The 23,899-nt window shown below is 70.9% G+C and carries 24 protein-coding genes and 2 pseudogenes; 8 read left to right on the forward strand and 18 right to left on the reverse strand.

Annotation, left to right across the window (positions count from 1 at the left end; genetic code table 11):
- Nucleotides 1-3: 3 nt before the first annotated feature.
- From D6270_RS06560 to D6270_RS06570, 3 genes and pseudogenes are all read right to left on the reverse strand, one after another.
- Nucleotides 4-1,259 (reverse strand): annotated as a pseudogene (locus tag D6270_RS06560) (TROVE domain-containing protein).
- A gap of 414 nt (nt 1,260-1,673) precedes the next feature.
- On the reverse strand, nt 1,674-3,179 hold the full coding sequence (locus tag D6270_RS06565; RefSeq protein ID WP_109166296.1) for a hypothetical protein: 1,506 nt from the start codon (nt 3,177-3,179) through the stop codon (nt 1,674-1,676).
- Between the two features lie 159 nt (nt 3,180-3,338).
- A pseudogene (locus D6270_RS06570) lies at nt 3,339-3,638 on the reverse strand (antibiotic biosynthesis monooxygenase); the annotation flags it as partial.
- Between the two features lie 46 nt (nt 3,639-3,684).
- Here D6270_RS06570 and D6270_RS06575 point away from each other — a divergent pair.
- Entirely contained in the window at nt 3,685-3,840 is a 156-nt protein-coding gene (locus tag D6270_RS06575; protein WP_225976780.1) for a hypothetical protein, read from the forward strand.
- Nucleotides 3,841-3,852: 12 nt separating this feature from the next.
- Here D6270_RS06575 and D6270_RS06580 read toward each other — a convergent pair whose 3' ends face one another.
- The gene (locus D6270_RS06580; protein ID WP_109166295.1) at nt 3,853-4,500 is read right to left on the reverse strand and encodes a DUF4232 domain-containing protein; all 648 of its coding nucleotides are present in this window, start codon (nt 4,498-4,500) and stop codon (nt 3,853-3,855) included.
- 167 nt (nt 4,501-4,667) lie between these two features.
- On the opposite strand from D6270_RS06580, the gene dapA reads away from it, so the two are divergent.
- Nucleotides 4,668-5,549 carry a 4-hydroxy-tetrahydrodipicolinate synthase gene (gene dapA, locus D6270_RS06585; RefSeq protein ID WP_109166294.1) on the forward strand — a complete coding sequence of 294 codons (882 nt, stop codon included), beginning with the start codon at nt 4,668-4,670 and terminating at the stop codon, nt 5,547-5,549.
- Between the two features lie 54 nt (nt 5,550-5,603).
- Here dapA and dapD read toward each other — a convergent pair whose 3' ends face one another.
- From dapD to D6270_RS06600, 3 genes are all read right to left on the reverse strand, one after another.
- Entirely contained in the window at nt 5,604-6,602 is a 999-nt protein-coding gene (gene dapD / locus D6270_RS06590) for a 2,3,4,5-tetrahydropyridine-2,6-dicarboxylate N-succinyltransferase (RefSeq protein ID WP_015607815.1), read from the reverse strand.
- A gap of 210 nt (nt 6,603-6,812) precedes the next feature.
- Complete coding sequence (locus D6270_RS06595) at nt 6,813-7,376, reverse strand: TetR/AcrR family transcriptional regulator (protein ID WP_109166292.1); 564 nt, start codon at nt 7,374-7,376, stop codon at nt 6,813-6,815.
- Entirely contained in the window at nt 7,376-7,702 is a 327-nt protein-coding gene (locus D6270_RS06600) for a DMT family transporter (RefSeq protein ID WP_109166291.1), read from the reverse strand. The genes D6270_RS06595 and D6270_RS06600 overlap by 1 nt, the downstream gene beginning before the upstream one ends.
- Before the next feature lie 291 nt (nt 7,703-7,993).
- On the opposite strand from D6270_RS06600, the gene D6270_RS06605 reads away from it, so the two are divergent.
- Nucleotides 7,994-8,977 (forward strand): DUF7847 domain-containing protein, encoded by a 984-nt coding sequence (locus D6270_RS06605; RefSeq protein ID WP_109167567.1) that lies wholly within the window; start codon nt 7,994-7,996, stop codon nt 8,975-8,977.
- 18 nt (nt 8,978-8,995) lie between these two features.
- Here the strand turns inward: D6270_RS06605 and D6270_RS06610 are convergent, their stop codons facing one another.
- From D6270_RS06610 to D6270_RS06650, 9 genes are all read right to left on the reverse strand, one after another.
- Nucleotides 8,996-9,361 carry a VOC family protein gene (locus tag D6270_RS06610; protein WP_109166290.1) on the reverse strand — a complete coding sequence of 122 codons (366 nt, stop codon included), beginning with the start codon at nt 9,359-9,361 and terminating at the stop codon, nt 8,996-8,998.
- A 52-nt stretch (nt 9,362-9,413) separates the two neighbouring features.
- Nucleotides 9,414-9,752: a metal-sulfur cluster assembly factor gene (locus D6270_RS06615; RefSeq protein ID WP_015607822.1), complete on the reverse strand. Its 339-nt coding sequence runs from the start codon at nt 9,750-9,752 to the stop codon at nt 9,414-9,416.
- Nucleotides 9,749-10,204 (reverse strand): Fe-S cluster assembly sulfur transfer protein SufU, encoded by a 456-nt coding sequence (sufU, locus tag D6270_RS06620; RefSeq protein ID WP_109166289.1) that lies wholly within the window; start codon nt 10,202-10,204, stop codon nt 9,749-9,751. The genes D6270_RS06615 and sufU overlap by 4 nt, the downstream gene beginning before the upstream one ends.
- A 10-nt stretch (nt 10,205-10,214) precedes the next feature.
- On the reverse strand, nt 10,215-11,483 hold the full coding sequence (locus D6270_RS06625; protein ID WP_109166288.1) for a cysteine desulfurase: 1,269 nt from the start codon (nt 11,481-11,483) through the stop codon (nt 10,215-10,217).
- Nucleotides 11,480-12,244, reverse strand: coding sequence for a Fe-S cluster assembly ATPase SufC (gene sufC, locus D6270_RS06630; protein WP_109166287.1), 765 nt, complete (start codon nt 12,242-12,244; stop codon nt 11,480-11,482). The genes D6270_RS06625 and sufC overlap by 4 nt, the downstream gene beginning before the upstream one ends.
- Before the next feature lie 7 nt (nt 12,245-12,251).
- Nucleotides 12,252-12,569, reverse strand: a complete 318-nt coding sequence (locus D6270_RS06635) for a bifunctional 3-phenylpropionate/cinnamic acid dioxygenase ferredoxin subunit (RefSeq protein ID WP_014156911.1) — start codon at nt 12,567-12,569, stop codon at nt 12,252-12,254.
- Nucleotides 12,569-13,750 carry a Fe-S cluster assembly protein SufD gene (gene sufD / locus D6270_RS06640; protein ID WP_109166286.1) on the reverse strand — a complete coding sequence of 394 codons (1,182 nt, stop codon included), beginning with the start codon at nt 13,748-13,750 and terminating at the stop codon, nt 12,569-12,571. The genes D6270_RS06635 and sufD overlap by 1 nt, the downstream gene beginning before the upstream one ends.
- A 101-nt stretch (nt 13,751-13,851) precedes the next feature.
- Nucleotides 13,852-15,273: a Fe-S cluster assembly protein SufB gene (sufB, locus tag D6270_RS06645; RefSeq protein WP_018957645.1), complete on the reverse strand. Its 1,422-nt coding sequence runs from the start codon at nt 15,271-15,273 to the stop codon at nt 13,852-13,854.
- Nucleotides 15,270-16,013, reverse strand: a complete 744-nt coding sequence (locus D6270_RS06650) for a helix-turn-helix transcriptional regulator (RefSeq protein WP_109166285.1) — start codon at nt 16,011-16,013, stop codon at nt 15,270-15,272. The genes sufB and D6270_RS06650 overlap by 4 nt, the downstream gene beginning before the upstream one ends.
- A 136-nt stretch (nt 16,014-16,149) precedes the next feature.
- On the opposite strand from D6270_RS06650, the gene D6270_RS06655 reads away from it, so the two are divergent.
- From D6270_RS06655 to D6270_RS06665, 3 genes are all read left to right on the forward strand, one after another.
- Nucleotides 16,150-17,076 (forward strand): ABC transporter ATP-binding protein, encoded by a 927-nt coding sequence (locus tag D6270_RS06655; protein WP_109166284.1) that lies wholly within the window; start codon nt 16,150-16,152, stop codon nt 17,074-17,076.
- Nucleotides 17,073-17,840: an ABC transporter permease gene (locus D6270_RS06660; protein WP_109166283.1), complete on the forward strand. Its 768-nt coding sequence runs from the start codon at nt 17,073-17,075 to the stop codon at nt 17,838-17,840. The genes D6270_RS06655 and D6270_RS06660 overlap by 4 nt, the downstream gene beginning before the upstream one ends.
- Before the next feature lie 68 nt (nt 17,841-17,908).
- The gene (locus D6270_RS06665; RefSeq protein WP_109166282.1) at nt 17,909-18,895 is read left to right on the forward strand and encodes a COX15/CtaA family protein; all 987 of its coding nucleotides are present in this window, start codon (nt 17,909-17,911) and stop codon (nt 18,893-18,895) included.
- A gap of 58 nt (nt 18,896-18,953) precedes the next feature.
- Here the strand turns inward: D6270_RS06665 and D6270_RS06670 are convergent, their stop codons facing one another.
- The gene (locus tag D6270_RS06670) at nt 18,954-19,322 is read right to left on the reverse strand and encodes a hypothetical protein (RefSeq protein WP_109166281.1); all 369 of its coding nucleotides are present in this window, start codon (nt 19,320-19,322) and stop codon (nt 18,954-18,956) included.
- An 88-nt stretch (nt 19,323-19,410) separates the two neighbouring features.
- Nucleotides 19,411-20,364: a heme o synthase gene (locus D6270_RS06675; protein WP_109166280.1), complete on the reverse strand. Its 954-nt coding sequence runs from the start codon at nt 20,362-20,364 to the stop codon at nt 19,411-19,413.
- Between the two features lie 289 nt (nt 20,365-20,653).
- On the opposite strand from D6270_RS06675, the gene tkt reads away from it, so the two are divergent.
- A complete protein-coding gene (tkt, locus tag D6270_RS06680) occupies nt 20,654-22,741 on the forward strand; it encodes a transketolase (protein ID WP_109166279.1) in 2,088 nt (695 codons plus the stop codon).
- A gap of 34 nt (nt 22,742-22,775) precedes the next feature.
- On the forward strand, nt 22,776-23,894 hold the full coding sequence (gene tal / locus D6270_RS06685) for a transaldolase (protein ID WP_109166278.1): 1,119 nt from the start codon (nt 22,776-22,778) through the stop codon (nt 23,892-23,894).
- The last annotated feature ends 5 nt before the right edge of the window (nt 23,895-23,899 follow it).

Consider the following 23,899-nt stretch of genomic DNA (forward strand, 5'->3'; position numbering starts at 1 on the left):
CGCTCACCAGGGCCAGTCAGCGCTTACCCCGGCCTCCAGCAGCGGAACCATGCGGAACGCGGCGTCGGAAAGCCCCCCGAACGTGTGGCGGTTTCCGTCGCCGGACGGGGCGTGGCCGAGGCGGTATCCGGCCAGGTTCCAGGTGTAGACGGGCACCGTGTCCGGAACGCTCCGGGTGGCGTCGCCGCGGAAGGTGGACGAGGCCTGCTCATCGGTGACGATCAGCACCCGGTCATGGCCACGGTAGTGGCGCTCCACCGCCCGTACGGTGTCGGTGCCGCCCAGGTTGCCGAAGCGCTCCAGGACCTTGAGCACCGATTCACCCGTGCGGTACGCCACCGGCGCGCTGGTCGTGCCGAACTCCACCAGGTCCGCGTCGGCGGCGCGCAGCGCGAGGGCGGCACCGAAGACGGCGGCGGCGTCGGCCCGGTTCAGCTGGGAGCGCCCGGAGAGCGGCGACCACATGGACCCGGAGCGGTCGACCAGGACCAGGGTGCGCCCCGGCAGCGCCGGTACCTGGTTCAGCGGGTGGCCGAGCGCCCGCTCCAGCGGGTACGCCCAGCGCAGCGAGGGCGCGTGCCGGTAGGCGGCGAGGGAGCGGAAGGGGAACTGCCGGGAGGCGGCGACGGCCTCCGGGTCGCAGATCCGCGCCGCCGCCCGGGCCGCGACCGCGTCACTCACCCCGGCCTCGTCGAAGTTCCGCAGGTTACGCACGAGCGCCATCGTCCCCATGGACGCAATCACCGCCTCCCACGCCTCCGCGTCCATCGGCCCCTGCAACCAGCCCGCCAGCGCCTCCCAGGTCATCCCGGCCCCGGCCAGCCGCTCGGCGCCGCCGGGCCCGGTGACGACCGCGCGACGCTCGGCGACCGGCAGCTCCATGAGGGCCCGGTGCGCGGTCAGGGTGCGGTCGCCGGCGGGCGGCACGGCGCTCTCCGGCCGGTGCCTGCGGTCCGGCGCGTACCGGAACAGCTGGCCCTGCCACGGCTTGGCCGGGTCCGGCGCGGCATGCACCAGGTTGAGGACGTCACCGAAGCGGAAGCCCTTGGACGCGGTGTCGTACTTCTCGCCACTCTCGTAGAAGGTCTCCTGCGCCACGAAGTCGGCGACGGCGAGCAGGAAGAGCTCGGACCGGCCATCCCGTACCCGCCCGGTGCCCCCTGGTGGTTGGCCGCGAGCCCACCGGTGGTGGTGACGGGCGAGGCGGGCCCCGGAAAGGCGGAACGGAGCTGGGTGACGCGCTGGTTGAACCGAGCCATGAGAATCCCCGAATTCCTGGTTCCTGGTTCCCGGGGGAGGGCGCGGCGGCGGAACGGGGTGCCCGAGATCAGGGCCGTGTGACGGCCCGGGGTCGACGACGGAGAACATTCTGGTGCTCTGCCCATGTGAGCTACCGGCCGGAGCCGGACGGGACTCGAACCCGCAGCCGCCAGATCAAGGAAGTATCCGTCGTCTGCGCACCGGACACCCCGGCGCTCGCGCCTCCCGAGATCAACTGTGGCCGCGGCGTGGTTCGTTGCAGGAAGGAGCCGCGGCCTTCGCACCGGGAGGTGCATGTCCATGACCCTAGGGACCGGTGTCCGCGCACGCGAGGAGATTTCGGAGGAGCCGGGCAACGGGAAGCGTGGGCATCTGCTCTGTCCGAGCAGATGCCCACGTCTGCGCTACGCTCCTCAGCTGCCGGCCCGCGACCGGGCCTTGAACGCGGCCTTTCGGGCGTCCTTCGCCGCCTTCTTGTCGCTGTGCAGGCGGCCCATGGCCTCCAGTACGTCGGCGGTGGCCGGGTGGTCGACGCGCCAGACCTCGTCGAAGAAGCCGCTGTGCTGGGCGGAGAGGCCCTCGACGAGGCCCTGGAGCTCGTCGAGTTCGCCGTCGGCGTCCAGTTGGGCGGCGATCGTGTCGATGGCCAGCCAGAAGATCATCGCCTCCGCCGGGGGCGGGACGTCGGACGCGCCGTGCTCCGCGAGCCAGACGCGGGCCAGGCCACCGAGTTCCCGGTCGCCGAGGACCGCGCGTACGGCGGGTTCGGCCGCCTCGCCGGCGAGGGCGAGCGCCTGCTGGCAGTGGAGGCGGCGCAGCGGGGCGCCCTCGTCCGTGCCGCGTGAGGCCGCGAGCAGCTCGGCGGCGGCCGGGACCGTGCCCTCGGTGCCGCGCCCGGCGAGCCAGAGCTGGATCTCGGCCCGGGCGGCTGCCTCCGGGTAGTACGCGATGCCGTCGAGGAGGGTGTCGGCGCCCTTGTCGGCGAGGTCGCCGACGGCGGGGGCGTCGACCCCGGCCTCCAGCATCCGGGCCCGGACCCCGTACAGGCCGAGGGGGGTGAGCTTGACCATCCCGTACCGGGTGACGTCCTCCTCGTCGGCCCCGGCCGCCGGGTCCGCCGCGTCGCCCTCCTCGACCATCAACGCCTCGTCGACCGGCTGGTATTCGACGATCCCGATGGGTTCGAGGAGGCGGAACTGGTCGTCGAGGCGCATCATCGCCTCCGACACCTGCTCCAGGATGTCGTCGGTGGGCTCGCCCATGTCGTCAGGGACGATAATCGACGCGGCGAGGGCGGGCAGCGGCACCGGGCCCTCGCCCGCGCCGTTCTCGGCGAGGGTGAGCAGGTAGAGGTTGCCGAGGACCCCGTCGAGGAACTCGGCCTCCGCCTCCGGGTCCCAGTCGAGGGCGTCGAAGTCGATGGAGCCGTCCTCACCGACGAGGTCCGCGACGTCGTCCAGGACGGGCGCGGTGGCGTCGGCGTGCACGGCGTCGAGGCCGTCGAGCCAGATGCCGAGGATGTCCTGCGGGGAGCCGGTGGTGAGCAGCGCCAGGTTCTCGCCCGCGGTGACGGTGCCTTCGGCTTCCGAGGCCTCCGAGGAGTCCGGGGCGCCCGAGCCGTCCGGGAGCTCCCCCTCCTCGGGGTCCGTGACGTCGAGGAGCCCGGTGTCCACGGCGAGCCGCCAGGCCTCGCTGGCGTACGCGGCACCGTCCTCGTCGGCGGTCAGGCCCAGGTGCTCGGCGGCCGCGGGCAGTTGCGCCTCCACCAGCTCACCGCCGGCGCCGACCCGTGCGTCGGGCCCCGCCCAGCGGGCGAGCCGGACGGCGCGGACGAAGAGCGGTGCGGCGAGCGCGTCCCGCGCCAGTTCGGCCTCGGAGTGCAGCCGGACCGGCGGCAGGATGGGGCGCTCTGCGGACATCGGGGGTTCTCCTCGGTGCGTGCTCGGGGGCGTACGGAGTGCGTACGCGGTTCAGCCGCTCAAGCCTAGACGCAATTCGCCGCCTGCCACCCGGTCCGGGCCACCGACCGCCCCCGTTCACCGGGGGTTCGCCGGCAGCTCCGCCGCAGCGCCGGGGCGTCACCCGGCCCGCATGCTGAGGGCGGGCGTGTAGCGCTTCACGCCGCCGCCGGTCATGCCTGGGTGGTTCTGGACGCGTTCCCACAGCGGCGACGGGGAGCCGGTCCCCTCACCGGGTGCGGCGAGTGCCGCGATGTGGTGTTCGGCGCTCTCCCATTCCGCGTAGTTGAGGACCCGGGTGCCGTCGGTGCTGACGTGGACGTGCCCGGCGATGCCTCCCTCGGACGTCCGGATGTCGTTGCCGAACGCCTCGAACACGGCGTCGATCCAGTCGCGTTGCCGGGCCGGGTGGGGGCGGTCGGTGAACCGCCCGGTCACGGCACCCTTCGCGGGCAGCACGGTGGGCGTGGCGCCGAGCACGTACCGGCAGAGCGGGCTGGTGCGGCGGGAGGGTCTGCCCGGCTACACCGGTGAGCCCGCGTCCTTCCTGCTGCACACGGCGCCGGAAGGGCCGCCCGGCACGGCCTGGGTCACCCACACCGTGCCGGTGGGCGACGCGTGAGAGGAGAGCCGGTCACTCGGGCAGCTCCGCCCGCCAGGCCGTGATGTTCAGCTCGTCCATGTACCGGATGTCGTGGCCCTCCAGCGGCTGGACCCGCGCCCCGGCGTCGGGGGCGGCGGCCAGTTCCAGGGCGTCGGCCATGACGAGTTCGCCGCCTTCCTGGGTGGAGACCCAGGCGAGCATCGACTTCACGGTGCCGCCGGGCTTCAGGGTGAGCTCCTCGGGGCCCTGGTCGCGGCCGAACTGCGAGCCCGCCGGGTTGACCTTCACCGGGAGGCGTTCGCCGTCCTCGCCGAGCGCCTGGACCGAGGGGTAGCCCTCGACCCGGTAGGGCTTCGAGCCGCAGTTGGTCAGGGTGAGGACGGCCGCGCGGCTCATCATCACGGTCAGTATCTCCCCCATGGTCACCACCGCCCCGGAGGCGGGGCAGTCCCCGGTGGACGTGGGCGTGGGGGTGGGGGTGGGCGACGGGTCCGGGCCCTGAGCCGGTACGTCCGCGGAGGGCGCGGGTGGCCGCGGTGCGCGGGCGGACGGGGTGGGGTCGGGTTCGCCCTCACCGGCCGGTACGAGGAAGCCCGAACAGCCGGTCAGTACCGTCAGCAGGACCGCCGCCGAGACCGCTCGCCGTGTCCGCGTCCGGCCCCGCACCCGCTCACCCATCTCTTCCACCCCTCGCCCGCCCTCGTCACGGCCCCCCGCCGCGCACCGCCCACGTGTTCGATCATGTCAGGAGGCGGGTATCCCAGGGCACTGTTCAGCATCTCTTCCCGGTCCGCACAAGCAGATCTAAGTAGACCTTCACGGTCACGGCGGCCGACACTTCGGGCATGACTGCCACCGCGCCCCGCCCCTTCGGCCGCGCCCTCTGCGCCATGATCACGCCGTTCACCGCCACCGGGGCGCTGGACCTCGACGCCGCCCGCGCCCATGCCGCGCAGCTGGTGGCCGATGGTTGCGACGGGCTGGTGCTCAGCGGCACCACCGGGGAGTCGCCCACCACGTCGGACGCGGAGAAGTCGGACCTGCTGCGGGCGGTCCGGGCGGAGGTCGGTGCCGGGGTGCCGCTGCTCTCCGGCGTCGGCAGCGCGGACACCGCGCACGCGGTGCGGCTGGCGCGGGAGGCCGAAGAGGCGGGCGCGGACGGGCTGTTGGTGGTGCCGCCGTACTACAGCCGGCCGCCGCAGGCCGCCGTGGAGACGTACTTCCTGCGGATCGCCGAGGCCACCGGCGTACCGCTGATGCTGTACGACATCCCCGGCCGTACCGGCGTCCGGATCGCGCCGGAGACCCTGCTGCGGCTCGCGGACCACCCGCGGATCGTCGCGGTCAAGGACTGCGCGTACGACCTGCTCGGCTCCACGAAGGTGCTGGCGCGGACCTCGCTGGCGTACTACTCGGGGTGCGAGGAGCTGAACCTCCCGCTGTACGCGCTGGGCGGCGCGGGCTATGTCAGCACCGTCGCCAACGTGGCCCCGCGTCAGATGCGGGCGCCGCTGGACGCGTTCGACCTGGGGCGCACCGACGAGGCGGCCCGGCTCAACGGGCTGACGGTCCGGCTCGCTGAGCTGATGATGGCGGGTGGGCTGCCCGGCGCCGTCACCGTGAAGGCCCTGCTGGACGCGGGCCCGGTCCGGGAACCGCTGCAGCCCGCCGGCCGCGAGGCGGTCGACGGGCTGCGGGCGGCGTACGAGGAGCTCCTCGCGGCCTGATCCGCGGAGAACAGCTGTGGATCGGCAGAAGATCCGTTGTGGATCCGCGGAAGATCAGTTGTGGGCGTGCAGGACCTCGTTCAGTCCGCCCCACACCGCGTTGTTCGGGCGGGCCTCGACCGTGCCGGTGACCGAGTTGCGGCGGAAGAGGATGTTGGAGGCGCCGGAGAGCTCACGGGCCTTGACGACCTGGCCGTCCGGCAGCGTGACGCGGGTGCCGGCGGTGACGTACAGCCCGGCCTCCACCACGCACTCGTCGCCGAGCGCGATGCCGACGCCCGCCTCGGCGCCGACCAGGCACCGCTCGCCGATGACGATGCGGACGTTGCCGCCGCCGGAGAGGGTGCCCATGGTGGAGGCGCCGCCGCCGATGTCCGAACCGTCGCCGACGACGACGCCCGCGGAGATGCGGCCCTCGACCATGGAGGTGCCGAGCGTGCCCGCGTTGAAGTTGACGAAGCCCTCGTGCATGACGGTGGTCCCGGCGGCGAGGTGCGCGCCGAGCCGGACCCGGTCGGCGTCCGCGATGCGTACGCCCTTGGGGGCCACGTAGTCCGTCATGCGCGGGAACTTGTCGACCGAGGTCACCTGGAGGTGCAGCCCCTCGGCGCGGGCGTTGAGGCGGACCCGCTCCAGGTCGTCGACGGCGACCGGGCCGAGCGAGGTCCAGGCGACGTTGGCCAGCAGGCCGAAGAGGCCGTCGAGGTTCTGGCCGTGCGGCTGGACGAGCCGGTGCGAGAGCAGGTGCAGGCGCAGGTACGCGTCGTGCGCGTCCAGCGGCTTGTCCTCCAGCGAGGAGATGACCGTGGAGACGGCGACGACCTCGACCCCGCGCCGGGCGTCCACGCCGATGGCCTTGGCGGCCCCCTCACCGAGGCGGTTGACGGCCTCGTCCGGGGTGAGCCGCTGCGTACCGGCCGGGCCGGGCTCGGGCTTGAGCTCGGGGGCGGGGAACCAGGTGTCGAGGACGGTGCCGTCACCGGCGACGGTGGCGAGGCCGGCGGCGACGGCGCCGGTGGTACGGGAAGTGGCCTGGGAAGTCGTGTCGGTCATGGACAGAAACCTAACCGGCCGGGGCCCGCTCCGGCGAACCGGTCTCAGCTTCCGGCCCGTCCTCCGCGGTGCGCGTCCGCTCCCCGGCCCCGGCAGCCACCGGCACCGCCCCTGGCGGTCGCCGCGAGCAGGGCGCGCCCCCTCTCAGCCCCGCCCCTCCGCTGCCGCCGACATCGCCCCCCAGCGTCGCCGCGAGCAGGGCACACACCCTCAGCCCCGCCCCTCCACCACCCGGGCCAGCATCTCCCGGGTGTAGGGCGCGTCGAAGGCGGAGCCGGTCAGCATCACCTGGAGGCAGACGCCGTCCATCAGCGCGACGAGGGCGCGCGCGGTGGCCGGGTCGGTGCGGGCGGACAGCACCTCGACCGCCGACTCGGTCCACTCGGCGGCGACGGGGCGCAGGGCCGGGCGGCGCAGGGCCGCGAGGTACAGCTCGTACTCCAGCTCGATCGCGCCCCGCTCCCCCGCGAAGCACTCCCCCAGCACCCTGGTCAGGTCATCGGCGAGTCCGGTGTCGGCGTCCTGGGCGGAGGGTTCCCCGGTGAAGGCGGCACTGTCGCGCAGCGCCTGGGCGAAGTTCTCGTTGGACCGGCGCAGGGCGGCCGTCAGCAGCTCGTCCAGCGATCCGAAGTGGTACGTGGTGGAGCCGAGCGGCACGTCCGCCTCGGCGGCCACCGTGCGGTGGCTGAGTCCCGCCAGGCCGTCGGCCGCTATCACCCGCAGCGCGGCGTCGATGATCCGCGTCCGCCGCTCGGGGTCGTACCGGCGGGCCATCAGTGCGCCCCTCCCAGGTTGAGCACGACGACCCCGGCGACGATCAGGGCCACCCCCGCGATCTTGACCAGGCTGCTGGACTCCCCCAGGAACAGGATGCCGATGAGGGCCACGGCTGCCGTGCCCACACCGGCCCAGATCGCGTACGCGGTGCCCACGGAGAGCGTCTTGAGGGTCTGGGCGAGCAGGGTGAAGGCGATGAGATAGCCCACCGCCGTGCCGATCGAGGGCCAGAGCCGGGTGAAGCCCTCGCTGTACTTCATGGCCGTCGTCCCGGCCACCTCCGCCGTGATCGCCGCGGCCAGCAGTCCGTATGCGTATCCCATGTGGACGACTGTACACATCGTTGCGTACAGCTGTACATATCATCGGTGCACGTCGGAGGCGCTACGGTGTGCCGACCGACGGAACGGCCCCGGCGGTACGGGCCGACAGCTTTGAGCGGAGAGACAACAGTGGCGCAGGATGCGGGGTGGGGCGGTGGCCCGTACGGGGGCGCGCCCCACGGCGGGGGGCCCTTCCACGGGGGAGCGCAGGGACCGGGTGGCTGGAACGGCGGATGGGCGGCGCCGCCCAAGCCGGGGGTGATACCCCTGGCGCCGCTGAGGGTCTCGGACATGCTCAGCGGCGCCTTCGCGACGATCGGCGGCTACTGGAAGCCGCTGGTCGGAACAGCCCTGGCACTCTTCGGCGCGGCCACGGCCGTCATGGGCGTCGGGCTGGCCACCGCCTTCTCGACCGTGGCGGCCAACTGGGACGGCCTGACGGGGCCCGGCGAACCGGACACGGCACAACTGGTCCCGCTGGGCATCGCGTTCGGCGTCCTGATGGTCCTCGGCCTCGTCGCCTACCTGCTGGCGTCGGCCGTCGTACAGGCGGCGGTCCCGGTGGTCCTGCAAGAGGCGGTCCTGGGGCGTCCGATCACCTTCGGCACCGTCTGGAAGCGCGCCTGGTCACGGGTCTGGGCCATGATCGGCACGGTGTTCCTGCTGGCGCTGGCCGTGGCCATCCCCTTCCTGGTCATCATGTTCACCATGGTCGCCACCATCGTCTACGCCGTCTCGCTCGGCGACTCGGACACGGCTTGGGCGCTGTTCGCGTTCGGTCTCCTCGGCTGGCTGCTGCTCGGCCCGGTCGCGATCTGGCTCTGGGTGAAGTTCTCCCTGGCCCCGACGATCGTGGTCTTCGAGGCACAGCGGCCGGTCGCGGCGCTGCGCCGCTCGGCGCAGCTGGTCCGGGGCAGCTGGTGGCGGGTCCTCGGCATCGGGCTGCTCGCCTTCGGGCTGGCGACCATGGTCGGCTACATGATCCAGATGCCGTTCCAGGCGTTCGGCATGATCCCCGGCTCCCTGGACGGCACGGACACGCTGGGCGAACCGAGCGGCGGCCAGATCCTCGCCCTGTTCGGCGGCTTCGTGGTGCTGTCCATGCTCAGCGGGCTGGTGAGCCAGCTCTTCTCGTCGATCTTCCCGCCGCTGGTGACCGGACTGCTGTACGTGGACCTGCGGATGCGCAACGAGAACCTGGGCCCGGTCCTGGCGGAGGCGGCGGCCCGGACCCTGCCGGAGCAGTACGGCCCGCCGCCGACCGCCCCGGCGTAGCGCTCACCGACGCGGGGCTCAGTCGATCAGCGTCCGCTTCGGGCGCAGCACGCAGAACTCGTTGCCCTCGGGATCGGCCAGTACCACCCAGGTGGCCTCCGGCCCCTGCCCGACGTCCAGCCGCCGTGCGCCGAGCGCGATGATGCGCTCCACCTCGGCGTCCTGGTCGTCGGGGGTCAGATCGATGTGCAGCCGGTTCTTGACGGTCTTCCCCTCCGGCACGGGGAGGAAGCACATGCCCGGCAGCGCGGTCTCGTGGGCGCCGATGACGATCTCCTCCTCGTCCTCGAAGAGCACCTTCCAGTCCAGCACCGCGCTCCAGAAGCGGGCCAGGAGGGGCAGGTCGTGGGCGTCGACGGCGAGGTGGTAAAGGGATACGGCCATGCCCGCCAGTATGACTGGCGGGCATGGCCGTATCCGTGATGCTCGGGGTGCGTCAGACGTTGAACCCCAGCGCGCGCAGCTGCTCGCGCCCGTCGTCCGTGATCTTGTCCGGGCCCCACGGCGGCATCCAGACCCAGTTGATCCGGAGCTCGTTGACGATGCCGTCCGTGGCGGACTTCGCCTGGTCCTCGATGACATCGGTCAGCGGGCAGGCCGCGGACGTCAGGGTCATGTCGAGGGTGGCGATGTTGGCGTCGTCGACGTGGATGCCGTAGATCAGGCCCAGGTTGACGACGTCGATGCCCAGCTCGGGGTCGACGACGTCGTACAGCGCCTCGCGGACCTCCTCCTCGGAGGCCGGCTTCATGGTCGCGGTCTCGTTCTCGCTCATGCGGTCTTCCCTTCGGACAGCGCCTTGGCCGTCGCGTCCTTCCACGCCATCCAGCTCAGCAGCGCGCACTTGACCCGGGCGGGGTACTTGGAGACCCCGGCGAACGCGACCGCGTCCTCCAGGATCTCCTCCATCGCGTCGTCCGGCTCCAGCTGGCCCTTGGACTGCATCAGCTCCAGGAAGGTGACCTGGATCTTCTGCGCCTGGGACAGCTCCTTGCCGACCAGCAGCTCGTTCAGTACGGAGGCGGAGGCCTGGCTGATGGAGCAGCCCTGGCCCTCGTAGCTGACGTCGGCGACGGTCTCGCCGTCGTACTTCACCCGGAGCGTGATCTCGTCACCGCACGTCGGATTCACGTGGTGCACCTCGGCGTCGCCGTCCCGCAGGCCGCGCCCATGGGGGTGCTTGTAGTGGTCCAGGATCACTTCCTGGTACATGGAATCAAGCTTCACCAGTCAACCCTCAGCCGAAGAAGTTCCGGACGTGCTCCAGCCCGTCCACCAGTGCGTCGACCTCGGCGGGCGTGGAGTACAGATAGAACGACGCTCGCGTCGTCGCGGGAATTCCGTACCGCAGGCAGACCGGGCGGGCGCAGTGGTGGCCGACCCGGACACAGATACCCAGCTCGTCGAGGACCTGGCCCACGTCGTGCGGGTGGATGTCGCCGAGCGTGAAGGAGATCGCCGCGCCCCGGTCCTCGGCCGTCGCCGGGCCGATGATCCGCAGATCCGGAACCTCCAGGAGGCGCTTCACCGCGTACTCGGTGATCGCCTTCTCGTGGTTGTGGATGTTCTCCATGCCGATCGAGGAGAGGTAGTCCACGGCCGCGCCGAGGCCGACGGCCTGGGCGATCGGGGGCGTACCGGCCTCGAACTTGTGCGGCGCCGGGGCGTAGGTGGACGAGTGCATCGACACGGTCTCGATCATCTCGCCACCGCCGAGGAACGGCGGCAGGTCCTCCAGGAGCTCCTGCCGTCCCCAGAGCACGCCGATACCGGTCGGGCCGACCATCTTGTGGCCGGTGAAGGCCACGAAGTCGGCCTGGAGCGCCTGCACGTCCAGCACCATGTGCGGGGCGGCCTGCGAGGCGTCGATGCAGACCAGCGCGCCGACCTGCTGGGCGCGGCGGACGATCGCCTCGACCGGGTTGACGGTGCCCAGGATGTTGGAGACCAGCGTGAAGGAGACGATCTTCGTCTTCTCGGTGATGATCTCGTCGATGTTCGACAGGTCGAGCCGGCCGTCGTCGGTGATGCCGAACCACTTCAGCTTCGCGCCGGTGCGCTGCGCGAGCAGCTGCCACGGCACGATGTTGGAGTGGTGCTCCATCTCCGTGGTGACGATCTCGGTCTCGCGGTCCACCCGGTAGGGCTCGTCCGCCCAGCCCAGCATGTTGGCCACGAGGTTCAGCGACTCCGAGGCGTTCTTGGTGAAGATCACCTCGTCGCGGCTGGGTGCGTTGATGAAGGCCGCGACCTTGTCACGGGCGCCTTCGTACAGCGCGGTGGCCTCCTCGGCGACCGTGTAGACGCCTCGGTGCACGTTCGCGTTGTGGCGCTCGTAGTACGTGTTGAGCGCGTCGAGGACCTGGCGCGGCTTCTGCGAGGTCGCCGCGGAGTCCAGGTAAACGATCTTCTTGCCGTCGTGGACCGTGCGGTCCAGGATCGGGAAGTCCTTGCGGATCGCCTCGGTGTCGAGGAGGCCGGTGAGCCCCTGTCGGGCGTCAGTCACGCGGAAGCGCCACCCTTCGTGTATGCCTCGTAGCCCTCGTTCTCCAGCTGGTCGGCCAGCTCGGCGCCGCCGGAGGCCGCGATCCGGCCGTTGGCGAAGACGTGCACGAAGTCGGGCTGGATGTACTTCAGGATCCGGGTGTAGTGCGTGATCAGCAGCGTGCCGACCTCGCCGGTCGCGCGGACCCGGTTGACACCCTCGGAGACGGTCTTGAGCGCGTCGACGTCCAGGCCGGAGTCGGTTTCGTCCAGGACGGCGATCTTCGGCTTGAGCAGCTCCAGCTGGAGGATCTCGTGGCGCTTCTTCTCACCGCCGGAGAAGCCCTCGTTGACGTTGCGCTCGGCGAAGGCCGGGTCCATCTGGAGCCCGGCCATCGTCTCCTTGACCTCCTTGACCCACGTGCGCAGCTTGGGGGCCTCGCCGCGCACGGCGGTGGCGGAGGTGCGCAGGAAGTTGGAGACCGAGACACCGGGGATCTCGACCGGGTACTGCATGGCCAGGAAGAGGCCGGCGCGGGCGCGCTCGTCGACGGACATCTCCAGGACGTCCTCGCCGTCCAGCGTGACCGAACCGCCGGTGATCGTGTACTTGGGGTGACCCGCGAGCGAGTACGCGAGGGTGGACTTGCCGGACCCGTTGGGGCCCATGATGGCGTGGGTCTCGCCCTGCTTCACGGTCAGGTCGACGCCCTTGAGGATCTCCTTCGTGGCGTTGTCGGCCTCGACGGAGACGTGCAGGTCGCGGATTTCAAGCGTTGCCATGGGTGACTCAGGACTCCTGGGTGACGGAGACGAGCACATCGTCCCCTTCGATCTTTACGGGGTATACGGGGACGGGGCGCGTCGCGGGAAGGCCGGACGGCTTGCCGGTGCGGAGGTCGAACGACGAGCCGTGCAGCCAGCACTCGATCGCGCAGTCCTCCACCTCGCCCTCCGAGAGCGACACGTTCGCGTGCGAGCAGATGTCGTTGATCGCGAACACCTCGCCCTCGGTGCGGACGACGGAGACCGGTGTGCCGTCGAGTTCCACCCGCTTCGGGGTGTCGTCCTCCAGCTCACTCAGCGCACAGGCTTTGACGAAGGCCATCAGACGGACGCCTTCAGCTCGGCCTCGATCTTCTCGATCAGCCGCTCCTCGACGTCCGGCAGGCCGATCTGCTGGACCAGCTCGGCGAAGAAGCCGCGCACGACCAGGCGGCGGGCCTCCTCGGCCGGGATACCGCGGGACTGGAGGTAGAAGAGCTGCTCGTCGTCGAAGCGGCCGGTCGCCGAGGCGTGGCCGGCCCCGGCGATCTCGCCGGTCTCGATCTCCAGGTTGGGTACGGAGTCGACCCGGGCGCCGTCGGTGAGGACGAGGTTCCGGTTCATCTCGTAGGTGTCGGTGCCCTCGGCCGCGGCCTGGATGAGGACGTCCCCGATCCAGACGGCGTGGGCACCGTCGCCCTGGAGCGCGCCCTTGTACACCGCGTTGGACTTGCAGTGCGGGGTGTTGTGGTCGACCAGGAGACGGTGCTCCTGGTGCTGGCCCTTGTCGGTGAAGTACAGGCCGAACAGCTCCGCCTCGCCGCCGGTGGCCGCGTAGGCGACGCGCGGGTGCAGGCGGACGACGTCGCCGCCGAAGGTGACGACGATCGACTTGAAGGAGGCGTCCCGGCCCACCAGCGCGTTGTGCTGGCCGACGTGGACCGCCGTGTCGTCCCAGTCCTGGACGGAGACGACGGTCAGCTTGGCGCCGTCGCCCAGCACGTAGTCGACGTTGGCGGCGATGACCGCGTCACCGGTGTGGTCGATGACGACGACGGCCTCGGCGAAGGGCTTCAGCTCGATGAGCTGGTGGCCGTAGGCGGTGCCGCCCTCGCCGTGCACGGCGATCCGGATGGGCTCGGTGAGCACGACCTCCTTGGCGACGGTGACGACCGAGGCCTGCTCGAAGGAGCTGTACGCCTGGGCGGCGACCCGGTCCACCGGCGTACCGGCCTTGCCGAGCCGCGCGTCGTCGCGGCCGACGGTCTCGACGGTGACGCCGTCGGGCGCCTCGATCGCGACCTTCACGCCGCCGCCGTTCGCGACCGCCGTGCCGTCGTGCAGCCCGCGCAGCCGCTCCAGCGGGGTGAAGCGCCACTCCTCCTCGCGACCGTGCGGAACGGGGAAGTCCGCGACGTCGAAGGACGGGGGTGCGCTCATGCGCGTGGCGACGGTCGACTCGGCGGCCACCGCGATGGAGCCGGCGGTGGTGGAGCCCACCGGAGTGTTCTGAGCCTCAGCCATGGCTGTCGTAGTGCTCGCTTTCTCAGTCAAGAAGGGGGGTGGTTCGGTGGGGGCTGGGGCGGCCGCGTACGACCGCCCCTGGTCGTCCTCGGAAGCGAGGACTAGCCGACCGAACCCTCCATCTGCAGCTCGATCAGCCGGTTCAGCTCCAGGGCGTACTCCATGGGCAGCTCCTTCGCGATCGGCTCGACGAAGCCGCGCACGATCATCGCCATGGCCTCGAACTCGGTGAGTCCGCGGCTCATGAGGTAGAAGAGCTGGTCCTCGGAGACCTTGGAGACGGTCGCCTCGTGGCCCATCGACACGTCGTCCTCACGGACGTCGACGTAGGGGTAGGTGTCCGAGCGGGAGATCGTGTCGACGAGGAGAGCGTCGCAGAGGACGTTGGACTTCGCGCCCGGCGCGCCCTCGCCGATCTCGATCAGTCCGCGGTAGGACGTACGGCCGCCGCCTCGCGCCACCGACTTGGAGACGATGTTCGAGGAGGTGTTCGGCGCCATGTGGACCATCTTGGCGCCGGCGTCCTGGTGCTGGCCCTCGCCCGCGAAGGCGATGGAGAGCGTCTCGCCCTTGGCGTGCTCGCCCATCAGGTAGACGGCCGGGTACTTCATGGTCACCTTGGAGCCGATGTTGCCGTCGACCCACTCCATGGTCGCGCCCTCGTAGGCCACGGCCCGCTTGGTGACCAGGTTGTAGACGTTGTTCGACCAGTTCTGGATCGTCGTGTAGCGGCAGCGGCCGCCCTTCTTCACGATGATCTCGACCACGGCGCTGTGCAGCGAGTCCGAGGAGTAGATCGGGGCGGTGCAGCCCTCGACGTAGTGGACGTAGGCGTCCTCGTCGACGATGATCAGCGTCCGCTCGAACTGACCCATGTTCTCCGTGTTGATACGGAAGTAGGCCTGGAGCGGGATCTCGACGTGGACGCCCTTGGGCACGTAGATGAACGAGCCACCGGACCACACGGCCGAGTTCAGCGAGGCGAACTTGTTGTCGCCGACCGGGATGACGGTGCCGAAGTACTCCTTGAAGAGCTCCGGGTGCTCCTTCAGCGCGGTGTCGGTGTCCATGAAGATGACACCCTGCGCCTCCAGCTCCTCGTTGATCTGGTGGTAGACGACCTCGGACTCGTACTGCGCGGCGACACCGGCGACGAGGCGCTGCTTCTCCGCCTCCGGGATGCCGAGCTTGTCGTACGTGTTCTTGATGTCCTCGGGCAGCTCCTCCCAGGAGGCCGCCTGCTTCTCCGTGGACCGCACGAAGTACTTGATGTTGTCGAAGTCGATGCCCGACAGGTCCGAGCCCCAGTTCGGCATGGGCTTCTTGCCGAAGAGCTTGAGGCCCTTGAGCCGCAGCTTCAGCATCCACTCGGGCTCGTTCTTCTTCTCCGAGATGTCGCGGACGACAGCCTCGGAGAGGCCGCGCTTCGCCGCCGCGCCTGCCGCGTCGGAGTCGGCCCAGCCGAATTCGTACGTACCCAGACCCTCGAGCTCAGGGTGGGCAGTCTCCGTGGGGAGCGTCATGCGGGGTTCCTCCCGGCCGTGCTTGCAGATGCTGAATGGGTGGTCTGTGGGGGTGCTGTCTGACCGCTGCGCGGCACATAGGTCGTGCACACGCCGTCGCCGTGGGCGAGGGTGGCCAGACGCTGCACATGGGTCCCGAGGAGGCTGGAGAAGAATTCCGTCTCCGCCTCGCACAGCTGTGGGAACTGCTCGGCGACATGCGCCACCGGGCAGTGGTGCTGGCACAGCTGCTCGCCCTGCTGGGGGCCCGGCGCGCTGCGCGCCGTAGCAGCGTACCCGTCGGCGCTCAGGGCCCTGGCGAGGGCCTCCGTGCGCTCGGAGGGCTCCGCGGCCTCGACCGCGGCGCGGTACGCCTCACCCATCGCCGCCATCCGGGCACGGGCGAAGGCGGCGACCGCCTCGTCCCCGCCGGACTCGGCGATGAAGCGCAGAGCGTCCGCGGCCAGCTTGTCGTAGGACTGGTCGAAGGCGTCCCGGCCGCAGTCCGTCAGGGCGAACACCTTGGCGGGCCTGCCGCGGGTCCGCGCCCCGTAGACCCGCTGTTCACGGGCCTCGACGACATCGTCGGAGACGAGGGCGTCCAGGTGGCGGCGGACGGCGGCCTGGGTGAGGCCGACGCGCTGGGCGAGGTCGGCGGCGGTGGACGGGCCGTGGTCCAGGATGGAGCGCGCGACCCGGTTGCGCGTCGAGCGCTCACCGGTCGCGAGTTCCTCCTGAGGAGCCCCACCGTCGTATTTCACAACACCATTGTTGCGTAATTCATTCGGCCATGACAACCACGGTCCGGAACGATCTACGGTGTGGTTCGTCACTTAGGGTTACCTAATCTGGCCCCGGGACCAGGCCCCCGGCGGGCCCTGCCTAGACTTCCCTGCCATGGAGAACGAGCCCGTCGTACAGGTCACCGGCCTGGTGAAGCGGTACGGCACGAAGACCGCGGTGGACGGCCTCGATCTGGTCGTGGCGCCGGGCGCGGTGACCGCCGTCCTGGGCCCGAACGGCGCCGGGAAGACCACCACGATCGAGACCTGCGAGGGCTACCACCGCCCAGACGCCGGCACCGTACGCGTCCTCGGACTCGACCCGGTCGCCGACGCCGGGCGGCTGCGCCCCCGGATCGGGGTCATGCTCCAGTCCGGCGGCGTCTACTCCGGCGCCCGCGCGGAGGAGATGCTCCGCCACATGGCCAGGCTCCACGCCCACCCGCTGGACGTGGACGCCCTGATCGAACGCCTCGGCCTAGGCTCCTGCGGCCGCACCACCTACCGGCGGCTCTCCGGCGGCCAGCAGCAGCGCCTCGCCCTGGCCCTCGCGGTCGTCGGCCGGCCCGAGCTGGTCTTCCTGGACGAGCCGACCGCCGGGCTGGACCCGCAGGCCCGCCGCTCCACCTGGGAGCTGGTGCGCGAACTGCGCGGAGACGGCGTCTCCGTGGTGCTCACCACCCACTTCATGGACGAGGCCGAGGCGCTCGCCGACGACGTGGCGATCATCGACGCGGGCCGGGTCATCGCCCAGGGCTCCCCCGAGCGGCTCTGCCGGGGCGGCGCGGAGAACACCCTGCGCTTCACCGGCCGTACGGGACTCGACCTCGGCTCCCTGGTCAAGGCGCTGCCCGACGGCTCCGAGGCCGCCGAGCCGCTCCCGGGCACGTACCGCATCACCGGGGCCATCGACCCGCAGCTGCTGGCCACCGTCACCTCCTGGTGCGCGCAGCACGGCGTGATGCCCGAGGGCATCTCGGTGGAGCGGCACACCCTGGAGGACGTCTTCCTCGAACTGACCGGCAAGGAGCTGCGCGCATGAGCGCCGGTACGTACACCCCGCGCCCCGGCGCCGCCCCGCTCCCCCGGATGATCGCCGCGCAGACCGCGCTGGAGACCCGGATGCTGCTGCGCAACGGCGAACAGTTGCTGTTGACGGTGATCATCCCGACGCTGCTGCTGGTGCTGTTCAGCGCGGTGGACATCGTGGACACCGGCTCGGGCGCGTCCGTGGACTTCCTGGCGCCGGGCATCCTGGCGCTGGCCGTGATGTCGACGGCCTTCACCGGCCAGGCCATCGCCACCGGCTTCGAACGCCGTTACGGGGTCCTGAAGCGGCTCGGGGCCTCCCCGCTGCCGCGCTGGGCCCTGATGACGGCGAAGACGCTGTCGGTGCTGGTCACCGAGGTGCTCCAGGTGCTGCTGCTGACGGCGATCGCCCTCGCGCTCGGCTGGTCGCCGCAGGGCGGCCCGCTCTCCGTGCTGCTGCTCCTGGTGCTGGGGACCGCCGCGTTCTCCGGGCTCGGGCTGCTGATGGCCGGGACGCTGAAGGCCGAGGCGACGCTGGCCGCCGCCAACCTGGTCTTCCTGCTGCTGCTGGTCGGCGGCGGGGTCATCGTGCCGCTGGACAAGTTCCCCGACGCGGTGCAGTCGGTGCTCGGGCTGCTGCCCGTCTCGGCGCTCTCGGAGGGGCTGCGGGACGTCCTCCAGCACGGCGCGTCGATGCCGTGGGGCCAGGCCGGGATCCTGGCGGTGTGGGCGGTGCTGGGTCTGGGCGCGGCGGCGAGGTTCTTCCGCTGGGAGTAGCGGGACCAGCCAGGGCAAGCCGCCACGAACCCACCCCTCGTGAAAACGTGCACAAGCCTCGTCCTACGATGGTCCGCGTGGAAACCCCCATCTCTGCCATCGCCAAGCGCTGGACGCCCTCCACCAAGGTGGTGAAGCGTGCCGCGCTCTCCGCCGTGATGATGAGTGTCCTCATCATCGTGACCGGCGGTGCCGTCCGGCTGACCGGTTCGGGCCTCGGCTGCGACACCTGGCCCAAGTGCACCGACGACAGCCTGTTCGCGACGCCCGAGCAGGGGCTGCACGGCGCGATCGAGTTCGGCAACCGGATGCTGACGTACGTCCTGTCGGCGGCCGTCGGCTGGGCGATCGTCGCCACCCGCTCGATGAAGCCGCGCCGCCGCAAGGTCACCCGGCTGGCCTGGTCGCAGTTCTGGATCGTGCTGGGCAACGCCGTCCTCGGCGGCATCACCGTCTGGGCGGGGCTCAACCCGTGGACGGTGGCCGGGCACTTCCTGCTCGCCAACGCGCTGCTCGCCGTCACCGTGATCACCTGGGTCCGGGTCGGGGAGGGCGACGGCCCCGCGCGGCCCCGCGCTCCCCTGCCGGTACGCCGCCTCTCCTGGGCGATCCTGGCGACCACCGTGGTCCTCATCGTGCTCGGCACCTCGGTGACCGGTTCCGGCAAGCACGCGGGCGACAGCAGCGACGTACCGCGGATGCCGTGGGACTGGTCGGCCGCCGCCCATGTGCACGCCATCGCCGCCTGGGTGGTCTGCGCGCTGGCCATCGCGATGTGGCTGGCCCTGCGGGTGGTCGACGCCCCCGCCGACACCCGGGCCCGCGCCCGCGACCTGCTCGTCGTGCTGCTCGCCCAGGGCGCGATCGGGTACGTCCAGTACTTCAGCGACGTCCCCGAGGTCCTGGTCGGCATCCACATGTTCGGCTCGGCCATCATGTGGATCGCCGTGATCCGCCTGGTGATGAGCATGCGTGAGCGCGGCGACGACGTCCCGGCTCCGCTGCCGGGCCCGTCCGCCCCCGCCGAGCGGCGGGAGTCGGCGCAGGCTCTCTGAACGGCCTTACGGAGAAGGGGCGGCGGGCATCTGCCCGCCGCCCCTTCTCCGTATCCGCTCAGCTGTCGTTGGACGGACCGCCGATCTGGATGCCGGCCATCCGCGACCACTCGTAGGGGCCCGTGCGGACCTTGAGGGCGAAGTCGCCGTCGAACTCCTCGTGCACCGTGATGCCGGACTTCTCCGCCGCGCTCTCGGCCACCGCGTACGTCGGGGCCACCAGGTCGCCCCAGGCGCCGTCCTGGCCCACCAGGACGATACGGGCGCCCGCCTGGCCGATGTAGGCGAGCTGCCCCTCGGCGCCGCCGTGCTCCTTGGCGAAGGCCCCGATCTCGCGGGCCAGCTTCGCCGCCCTGCGCTCCGCCCGGGCCGCCTTCCTGGCGTCCGTCCGTGAGGTCTGCTCCGTGTCTGCTGCCGTCTCTGCCATGGACAGGATGCTACCGACGGGTAGGGCGAACGGCGACGGGCGGGTCACGTGGCTTGTGCCACGTGACCCGCCCGTACAGGTCCGGAAGTCAGCGGAGGAAGGGGTCCACCGCGACGGCCAGGAAGAGCAGCGAGACATAGGTGATGGACCAGTGGAACAGCCGCATCTCCTTGAGTTTGGCGCCCGTCACCCCGGCCTTCGAGCGGTTCTGGAGCCCGTGGGCCTCCCAGAGCCAGAAGCCGCCCGCCAGCAGCGCCACCGACAGATAGAACCAGCCGGTGTAGCCCAGCGGGGTGAGCAGCAGCGAGACGCCGACCATCACCCAGCTGTAGAGGACGATCTGCCGGGCCACCACCTGGTTGGAGGCGATGACCGGGAGCATCGGGACGCCGACCCGGGCGTAGTCGTCCTTCACCTTCATGGAGAGCGGCCAGTAGTGCGGCGGCGTCCAGAAGAAGATGACGGCGAAGAGGATGACGGCGGCCCAGGAGAGGGAGTTCGTCACCGAGGACCAGCCGATGAGCACCGGCATGCAGCCGGCGATACCGCCCCAGATGATGTTCTGCGAGGTGCGGCGCTTCAGCAGCATCGTGTAGACGACGACGTAGAAGAGCAGTGCCCCGAGAGCGAGCCCGGCGGACAGCCAGTTGACGAGCAGTCCGAACCAGAGCGTGGACACCACCGCGAGGCCGATGCCGAAGGCGAGGCACTCACGGGGGCTGACCATGCCGGTGACCAGCGGACGCTGCGACGTGCGGTCCATCAGCGCGTCGATGTCGCGGTCGATGTACATGTTCAGCGCGTTGGCGCCGCCCGCGGAGAGGTACCCGCCGACGGTCGTGGTGAGCACCAGCCACAGGTCGGGTACGCCCTGGGCCGCGAGGAACATCACCGGAACGGTGGTGATGAGCAACAGCTCGATGATCCGTGGCTTGGTAAGCGCCACGAATGCCTTGACACGGGCCCCGTACGGGCGATGGCCCCCTGGGCTGGGAGTCAAGGCGACCCCGGCGGGTCGGGACTCGACGGCCGTCACGCACACCCCTGACAGAGAAATCCCAGCAAGCTCCGGGCCGAAGGGCCCTTGTGAAGACTTGCGCGAACTCGACCACTCTAGACGTTGGGGGTACACCGCCCTTCGCGGGGGTGGGGTCGTGTTGAGGGTGACTGTCGGATGTACGGGGCCCGTCCGCCGGGAGGCGAAGCGGGCGGGTCGCCCGCACCCTGGAAAGTGCTCGGAAAGTGTCCCCCGCGGCGGGGGTAGGCTCGGCAGCGTCCGGTGCGGTAACGGTCACCGGCTTACGAACAGTGGAGAGGAGCCCTGACTCAGGGTGAGCATCAAGCCGACCACCTCAGACCTCCAGTGGACCGAATTGGACCAGCGGGCCGTGGACACCGCCCGCGTCCTCGCCGCGGACGCCGTACAGAAAGTCGGAAACGGCCACCCGGGCACGGCCATGAGCCTGGCTCCCGCCGCGTACACCCTGTTCCAGAAAGTCATGCGGCACGACCCCGCCGACGCGGAGTGGACCGGCCGCGACCGGTTCGTCCTGTCGGCGGGCCACTCCAGCCTGACCCTCTACATCCAGCTCTACCTCGCCGGTTACGGCCTGGAGCTGGACGACCTGAAGGCGTTCCGGACCTGGGGCTCCAAGACCCCGGGCCACCCGGAGTACGGCCACACGACGGGTGTCGAGACGACGACCGGTCCGCTGGGCCAGGGTGTCGCCAACGCGGTGGGCATGGCCATGGCCGCCCGCTACGAGCGTGGCCTCTTCGACCCCGAGGCGGCCGCCGGCACCTCCCCGTTCGACCACACGGTCTGGGTCGTCGCCGGTGACGGCTGCCTCCAGGAGGGCATCTCGGCCGAGGCGTCCTCGCTGGCCGGGCACCAGAAGCTGGGCAACCTGGTCCTGCTCTGGGACGACAACCACATCTCCATCGAGGGCGACACGGAGACCGCGGTCTCCGAGGACACCCTGAAGCGGTACGAGGCGTACGGGTGGCACGTCCAGCGCGTCGACCAGCTGCCCAACGGCGACCTGGACCCGGCGGGTCTGTACGCGGCGCTCCAGGCGGCCAAGGCCGAGACCGGGCGCCCCTCGTTCATCGCGGCCCGGTCCATCATCGCCTGGCCCGCCCCGAACGCCCAGAACACCGAGGCCGCGCACGGCTCGGCGCTCGGCGACGAGGAGATCGCGGCGACCAAGCGGGTCCTGGGCTTCGACCCGGAGCAGACCTTCGAGGTCTCCGACGAGGTCATCGGCCACACCCGTGAGGCCCTGGACCGCGGCCGTGAGGCCCGTACCGAGTGGGACAAGGCGTTCGCCGCGTGGCGCACCGCCAACCCCGAGCGCGCCGCCGACTTCGACCGGATCGCCGCGGGCGAGCTGCCGGAGGGCTGGGAGGAGAAGCTCCCGGTCTTCGAGGCCGGCAAGTCCCTGGCCACCCGTGCCGCCTCCGGCAAGGTGCTCCAGGCGCTGGGCGATGTCGTGCCCGAGCTGTGGGGCGGCTCCGCCGACCTGGCCGGCTCGAACAACACCACGATCGACAAGACGTCGTCGTTCCTGCCGGTGGGCAACCCGCTGCCGGAGGCCGACCCGTACGGCCGCACGATCCACTTCGGGATCCGCGAGCACGCGATGGCCGCCGCGATGAACGGCATCGCGCTGCACGGCAACACCCGCATCTACGGCGGCACCTTCCTGGTGTTCTCCGACTACATGCGCAACGCCGTGCGGCTCTCCGCGCTGATGCACCTGCCGGTGACGTACGTGTGGACGCACGACTCGATCGGCCTCGGCGAGGACGGCCCGACCCACCAGCCGGTGGAGCACCTGGCCGCGCTGCGCGCCATCCCGGGCCTGAACGTCGTCCGTCCGGCCGACGCCAACGAGACGGCCATCGCCTGGCGCGAAATCCTGCGCCGCTACACCAAGGAGTTCGGTGTGGGCGCCCCGCACGGTCTGGCGCTGACCCGCCAGGGCGTGCCGACGTACGAGGCGAACGAGGACGCGGCCAAGGGCGGTTACGTGCTCTTCGAGGCCGAGGGCGGCGAGCCGCAGGTGCTGCTCATCGCGACCGGTTCCGAGGTCCATGTCGCCGTCGAGGCGCGCGAGCAGCTCCAGGCGGCCGGGGTGCCGACCCGGGTGGTCTCGATGCCGTCGGTCGAGTGGTTCGAGGAGCAGGACCAGGGTTACAAGGAGAGCGTGCTCCCGCCGTCGGTCAGGGCGCGGGTCGCCGTGGAGGCGGGCATCGGTCTGACCTGGTACCGGTACGTCGGCGACGCCGGCCGGATCGTCTCGCTGGAGCACTTCGGCGCCTCGGCCGACGCGAAGGTGCTGTTCCGGGAGTTCGGCTTCACCGCCGAGAACGTGGCCTCCGCCGCGCGGGAATCTCTCGCCGCCGCCACACGCTGACGCCGGTATACACGACTAGTAGGAGATGCAACCCATGACAGACGCACTCAAGCGCCTCTCCGACGAGGGCGTGGCGATCTGGCTCGACGACCTGTCGCGCAAGCGGATCACGTCCGGCAACCTGGCCGAGCTGATCGACCAGAGCCATGTCGTCGGCGTGACCACCAACCCGTCGATCTTCCAGAAGGCGATCTCCTCGGGCGACGGTTACGAGCAGCAGCTCACCGACCTCGCCGCCCGCAAGGTCACCGTCGAGGAAGCGCTCCGCATGATCACGACGGCGGACGTCCGCGACGCCGCCGACATCCTGCGTCCGGTCTTCGACGCGACCGGCGGCCAGGACGGCCGGGTCTCCATCGAGGTCGACCCGCGCCTGGCGCACAACACCACGGCCACCGTCGCCGAGGCCAAGCAGCTGGCGTGGCTGGTCGACCGGCCGAACACGCTCATCAAGATCCCGGCGACCAAGGCCGGCCTCCCGGCGATCACCGAGACCATCGGCCGGGGCATCAGCGTCAACGTGACGCTGATCTTCTCGCTGGAGCGCTACCGCGCGGTCATGGACGCCTACCTGGCGGGGCTGGAGAAGGCGAAGGCCGCGGGCCTGGACCTCTCCAAGATCCACTCGGTGGCGTCCTTCTTCGTGTCCCGCGTGGACACCGAGATCGACAAGCGCCTGGACGCCATCGGCTCCGACGAGGCGAAGGCCGCCAAGGGCAAGTCGGCGCTGGCCAACGCGCGCCTGGCCTACGAGGCGTACGAGGAGGTCTTCTCCTCCGACCGCTGGAGCGCCCTGGACAAGGCGCGGGCCAACAGGCAGCGTCCGCTGTGGGCATCGACCGGCGTCAAGGACCCGTCCCTCAAGGACACCCTGTACGTCGACGACCTGGTCGCCCCCAACACGGTGAACACCATGCCGGAGGCGACCCTGGAGGCCGTGGCCGACCACGGCGAGATCACCGGCAACACCGTCGCCGGCGGTTACGACCAGGCACGCGCCGACCTCGACGCGATCAAGAAGCTCGGCATCTCGTACGACGAGGTCGTACAGGTGCTGGAGGACGAGGGCGTCGAGAAGTTCGAGGCGTCCTGGAACGACCTGCTCAAGTCGACCGAGGCGGAGCTTTCGCGCCTCGCCCCCTCGGAGGGCTGACCACT

It is taken from the genome of Streptomyces griseus subsp. griseus, from assembly GCF_003610995.1.
GTDB lineage: Bacteria > Actinomycetota > Actinomycetes > Streptomycetales > Streptomycetaceae > Streptomyces.

Coding starts and splice junctions, on each gene's coding strand:
- D6270_RS06565 (WP_109166296.1), bottom strand. CDS start 3,179: ATGTCCGCAGAGCGCCCCATCCTGCCGCCGGTCCGGCTGCACTCCGAG.
- D6270_RS06580 (WP_109166295.1), bottom strand. CDS start 4,500: ATGGGTGAGCGGGTGCGGGGCCGGACGCGGACACGGCGAGCGGTCTCG.
- dapA (WP_109166294.1), top strand. CDS start 4,668: ATGACTGCCACCGCGCCCCGCCCCTTCGGCCGCGCCCTCTGCGCCATG.
- dapD (WP_015607815.1), bottom strand. CDS start 6,602: ATGACCGACACGACTTCCCAGGCCACTTCCCGTACCACCGGCGCCGTC.
- D6270_RS06595 (WP_109166292.1), bottom strand. CDS start 7,376: ATGGCCCGCCGGTACGACCCCGAGCGGCGGACGCGGATCATCGACGCC.
- D6270_RS06600 (WP_109166291.1), bottom strand. CDS start 7,702: ATGGGATACGCATACGGACTGCTGGCCGCGGCGATCACGGCGGAGGTG.
- D6270_RS06605 (WP_109167567.1), top strand. CDS start 7,994: ATGCTCAGCGGCGCCTTCGCGACGATCGGCGGCTACTGGAAGCCGCTG.
- D6270_RS06610 (WP_109166290.1), bottom strand. CDS start 9,361: ATGGCCGTATCCCTTTACCACCTCGCCGTCGACGCCCACGACCTGCCC.
- D6270_RS06615 (WP_015607822.1), bottom strand. CDS start 9,752: ATGAGCGAGAACGAGACCGCGACCATGAAGCCGGCCTCCGAGGAGGAG.
- sufC (WP_109166287.1), bottom strand. CDS start 12,244: ATGGCAACGCTTGAAATCCGCGACCTGCACGTCTCCGTCGAGGCCGAC.
- D6270_RS06635 (WP_014156911.1), bottom strand. CDS start 12,569: ATGGCCTTCGTCAAAGCCTGTGCGCTGAGTGAGCTGGAGGACGACACC.
- sufD (WP_109166286.1), bottom strand. CDS start 13,750: ATGGCTGAGGCTCAGAACACTCCGGTGGGCTCCACCACCGCCGGCTCC.
- sufB (WP_018957645.1), bottom strand. CDS start 15,273: ATGACGCTCCCCACGGAGACTGCCCACCCTGAGCTCGAGGGTCTGGGT.
- D6270_RS06655 (WP_109166284.1), top strand. CDS start 16,150: ATGGAGAACGAGCCCGTCGTACAGGTCACCGGCCTGGTGAAGCGGTAC.
- D6270_RS06660 (WP_109166283.1), top strand. CDS start 17,073: ATGAGCGCCGGTACGTACACCCCGCGCCCCGGCGCCGCCCCGCTCCCC.
- D6270_RS06665 (WP_109166282.1), top strand. CDS start 17,909: ATGGTCCGCGTGGAAACCCCCATCTCTGCCATCGCCAAGCGCTGGACG.
- D6270_RS06670 (WP_109166281.1), bottom strand. CDS start 19,322: ATGGCAGAGACGGCAGCAGACACGGAGCAGACCTCACGGACGGACGCC.
- tal (WP_109166278.1), top strand. CDS start 22,776: ATGACAGACGCACTCAAGCGCCTCTCCGACGAGGGCGTGGCGATCTGG.